The following is a 4,201-nucleotide window of genomic DNA, read 5'->3' as shown; positions in this document are numbered from 1 at the left end:
CTCCCCGACAATCAACCTGAGACATAGGTCTTGCCAGCGGCAATCAAACACACCAAAACGACCTCGTCGCGATCAGCGCTTCTCATCCTGATCGTCGCTAACTTCTCATCCAGATCGTCGCGCTACACGACGATCGCGCCCCGCAAGGAGAAGCGCTCGACGGTCCATGCCTTCACCTTCCCGGCGCAGGACTTCAAGCTGAAGGTCGGGGACTCTCCCCTCCGCTCCGGGACGCTCGAGCCGGCCGGTGACATCGTCTCGCTGGACGAGGAGGCACGCATCATTGAGCTGAAGCTCGGCCCCAGCCGCACGCCGCTGGAACCGGGAGCGGCGCTCATTCCGACCGGCCCGATCGGCGACGCCGTGCTGCGCGCCGCCATCCACCGCTATGCCGAGCACGTCGCCGCAGGCGGGGACCGGTATCGTGCGATCACCTCCATCCTTCGCCGCGACCGCCCCAGCCTCGACGGCCGCACACCGGGCCAGGCGATCGTGCCCTTTGGTGCCGACGCGACCGCCGGTGCGGTCGACGCCCTGCTGGCGCTGGAGGAGAGCTACCTGCTGATCCAGGGGCCTCCCGGTGCGGGCAAGACCTATACGTCGTCGCAGGCGATCGTGGCGCTGCTCGCCGCCGGCAAGCGGATCGGCATCGCGTCCAACTCGCACAAGGCCATCAACAACCTGCTCTCCGACGTCGAGGCGGTCGCCGGCGCCCAGGGTCTGGCCTGCCGGGGCATGAAGAAGTCGAGCCGCGAGGATCAGGCGCTCGGCACGCGCGGCTGGATCGAGGACGTGATCGGCGGCAGCGGCAGCGGGGTTCAGCCTCACCACCAGCTCGTCGCCGGAACGGCCTGGCTGTTCGCCCGCGAGGAGATGGACGAAGCCTTCGACTACCTCTTCATCGACGAGGCCGGACAGGTCAGCATCGCCAACATCGTGGCCATGGGCGTCGCCGCACGCAACGTCGTTCTGGTCGGAGACCAGATGCAGCTGTCGCAGCCGATCAAGGGCACGCACCCGGGCAGCAGCGGCATGTCCGCCCTCGACCATCTGCTCGAAGGCCATGCCACCGTCCCCGCCGAACAGGGCGTGTTCCTGCCGGTCACCCGGCGCATGCACCCGGACCTGTGCCGCTTCATCTCCGATGCGGTGTACGAGAGCCGGCTGGAAGCGGAGGCGTCCACCGCCACCCAGCGCCTGGAGGTCGACTGCACGCTCGATCCCGCGGCTCTGGCGCCGGCAGGTCTGCGGTTCGTGGACGTCGAGCATGCCGGATGCACCCAGCGGTCGCAGCAGGAAGCCGACCGACTGGCCTTGACCTACCGCTCGGTCCTGGGCGCTAGGTGGACCGATCGGCACGGTCGGGAGCGCCAGATCGGGACCGAGGACATCCTGGTGGTGTCGCCGTACAACATGCAGGTCGAACTGCTGAAGCGCGTACTCCCCGATGGCGCTCGGGTCGGAACGGTGGACAAGTTCCAGGGCCAGGAGGCGCCGGTGGTGCTCGTCTCGATGGCGACCTCTTCGGGCGACGACCTGCCGAGGAACATCGAATTCCTGTACAGCCGCAACCGGTTGAACGTCGCGATCAGCCGCGCGAAATGCCTGGCGGTCATCTACGCCAGTCCGCGGCTGCTCGAGATCCAGTGCTCCAGCATCGAGCAGATGGAACTCGTCGACGGCCTCTGCCGGGCGAAGCAGTTCGCCGACGAGCAGCGAGACCTGTCGGCCGCCGCCCGCGACGGAAGACGGGCCGCTTGACGACATGGTCCGGTCAGGGCGCCGGGCGGCCCGCCCGCCCCGAAGCCGACGGCGCCGAACCGCCGCGGAACGCACGGCTGGTCGTGCGGGACGTCTGGCCGGATGGCGACGACGGTACCGTGATCGTCCACGAGCAGTACCAGCAGCCTGCGAGATGGTGGCACCCCGCCACCCGTCTGGCCGGGATCCTGATGATCCTGCTCGCCATCGGCTGGCCGGTGATCCTGCTGTCGTCGGGTTGGATCAGGACCGGACTCGCCTTCGCGATCGCGGACTTGTCACTTCTCGCCACCGGACTCGAAGTATTCAGGTCCGGCGCGAAGAAATGGCTTGATTAGGAGACGTCCTAATACGGATCAACCTTCACCCTTTCAGCAATTCAAATTTGCCCAGAACCGACTAAGGGCACTCACGACAATGGGACGAAAACATACGATGGACATGGAAGCATTATACCTCCGCTACAAGGAGGCATTCGACTTCATCTTCCAAACGGCGCCCACCATCGGCACGACGCCCGCGAACGAGTCGGAAGCGCCCGCGCGGGTCGCGGCCATGGTACAGGACATCCACCGGCTCGAAGCGATCGGTCAGGCGCTCGACCCCTTCAACATCTTCGATGCCACCGGCATCAAGGGGCAGGAGATACGGCACAGCCATCTGCTCTACTACATGCTCAGTCCGCAGGAACGTCACGGGCTCGGCATGCTGCCGCTCCGCACGTTCCTGATCCGCGCTGCCGAGATCGCTCCACCGTCCATCGCCCATCAGCTGGCGATCATCAGACATGATCGCGCCAGAGTCGAACGCGAGCGCTTCGTATCCTTCGGCGCGGAGCGGCGTGTCGCTCCGGAGCAGATCGACCGTCGTCCCGACCTCGTCATCACGTTCGAGGAGGAGCGCTTCATCGTCGTCGTCGAGAACAAGATCCGGGCGGGCGCCGGCAAGAACCAGCTGCAGGACTATGCGGCGTGGCTCCGGCGCGACTATCCGGATTGGAACCACCTCATGATCTTCCTGACGCCCGCCGGCATCACGCCGGAAGCGGACGGCTGGGTCGTCATGACCTACGGTCACGTCGTCGAAATGCTCGACATCGTCCTCGATGCGACCCGCGCGCCCATCGACGGCGGCGTCAAGATCCTGCTTGAACACTATCGCGACTATCTGATGCGCGAAGTCGCAGCCGATCGTCATCCGTGCACCGAGGACGCGATCAGATTTTACGAACGACACGCCTCGGCGATCGATTATCTTCAGCGCAACGTGGCTTCGAGCCGATCGGTCCAGCCGCAACTCGTCCTGCAGCTTCGTGATCGCGTGCAGGCGATGATCGACGCGGAAGAGGGGAACCTGATCGGAACAGGTGCCCGTCAGTTCCTGCCGGCGGAGTGGCGGAATGAGGAGAATCTCGTCCGGTTCCTCACCGACGTTCCCATCAAGATCCGCATTGACGTCGTCACGAACGCAGTGCGACTGGTCGGCGATGTCCTGCCGGGCGGTGGCCCTAACCGGCAAGAAGTTCTGTCTGGGCTGCAGGGAATCTTCGGCGGCAGCGGGAAAGCGCGCTTCCTCAATCTCGTGCTACTCGACCCGCGGGACTTCGAGCCGGATCGCGTCGACGAGGCGATGGCGCAACTCGAGGAGCGATGGCGCGAGTTCGTTGCTGGTTCGCTCGTGACGGCTCGGGCTTGGGTTCGCGAGCAGGCCCTTGGAATGCGACCGGAAGGAAACCACCGTGCCTGAGGGCATCTGACCCAGACGACGGCCGTACCGATGACCTCCGCGATCCCGGCCTCGCCGTAGACGTCGGGGAATGAGGGCATCGACGGATTCGGCCACGGTCGCTGGACGTCGCTCAGCACGGCCTGAGCGACGTCGCTCGCCGCTCGCGAGGAATACGGCTTCGACGGCGGCGAGGTCGTAGTCGAAACCCGGGCCGCCCGGCCTTCCATCTCGACGGCCGCTGGGTCCTGGACCTTCCCGGCTCCCGGCTGGAGCACGGCCGAATGGAATGACGGCGGCGCCGCCCGCGCCGGAGATGGAGCGATCCGACCCCGCAGCGACATTGCATGGCCTCCAGCCCGACCAGCAGCACGCCGGAGCGCTTGACCCCGCGCGATGCCCCAACGACGATGCACCGAACCCTCGGCAAGCCGAACCTCCGTCCGGTCTATGCAACCGAAATCCCTTCGCGCAGACCTTGCGGGAATGCGGAGCACCGGCGCGGTCGGAGCGCTAGGCGGACGTCCAGGGCGGGCTCCATCAACGTCTGGATCGTATGATCTGTTATGGGTGACATCTGCGTCACCCTAGGGTCAGGACTCGTTGATCACAGCCAGAAGATGACGGTGGCAGCGAGGGTGATGGCGGAAAAGAAGGCGGTAGGGCAGCGATCGTATCGGGTTGCGACGCGGCGCCAGTCCTTGAGGCGACCGAA

General features: G+C 65.8%; 3 protein-coding genes and 1 pseudogene. 3 read left to right on the top strand and 1 reads right to left on the bottom strand.

Annotation, left to right across the window (positions count from 1 at the left end; genetic code table 11):
- Positions 1 to 30 precede the first annotated feature (30 nt).
- The 3 genes from NZL82_RS19630 (at position 31) to NZL82_RS19620 (ending at position 3,507) form a co-directional block, all read left to right on the top strand.
- Complete coding sequence (locus tag NZL82_RS19630) at positions 31 to 1,761, top strand: DEAD/DEAH box helicase (protein ID WP_261271375.1); 1,731 nt, start codon at positions 31 to 33, stop codon at positions 1,759 to 1,761.
- Positions 1,758 to 2,099 carry a hypothetical protein gene (locus NZL82_RS19625; protein WP_261271374.1) on the top strand — a complete coding sequence of 114 codons (342 nt, stop codon included), beginning with the start codon at positions 1,758 to 1,760 and terminating at the stop codon, positions 2,097 to 2,099. Before NZL82_RS19630 ends, NZL82_RS19625 begins: the two co-directional genes overlap by 4 nt.
- Before the next feature lie 97 nt (positions 2,100 to 2,196).
- The gene (locus NZL82_RS19620) at positions 2,197 to 3,507 is read left to right on the top strand and encodes a PD-(D/E)XK nuclease family protein (RefSeq protein ID WP_261271373.1); all 1,311 of its coding nucleotides are present in this window, start codon (positions 2,197 to 2,199) and stop codon (positions 3,505 to 3,507) included.
- A 586-nt stretch (positions 3,508 to 4,093) separates the two neighbouring features.
- Here NZL82_RS19620 and NZL82_RS19615 read toward each other — a convergent pair.
- A pseudogene (locus tag NZL82_RS19615) lies at positions 4,094 to 4,201 on the bottom strand (IS5/IS1182 family transposase); the annotation flags it as partial.

The sequence above is a fragment of the Sphingomonas sp. LC-1 genome (genome assembly GCF_025371035.1).
Classification (GTDB): Bacteria; Pseudomonadota; Alphaproteobacteria; order Sphingomonadales; family Sphingomonadaceae; genus Sphingomonas; species Sphingomonas sanguinis_E.
The sequence above is the reverse complement of the archived record's forward strand: the minus strand, read 5'-3'. Positions and strand labels throughout refer to the sequence as shown.

What these genes read in the sequence shown, in the direction of transcription:
- NZL82_RS19620 (WP_261271373.1), top strand. Translation starts at nt 2,197, where the DNA reads ATGGACATGGAAGCATTATACCTCCGCTACAAGGAGGCATTCGACTTC.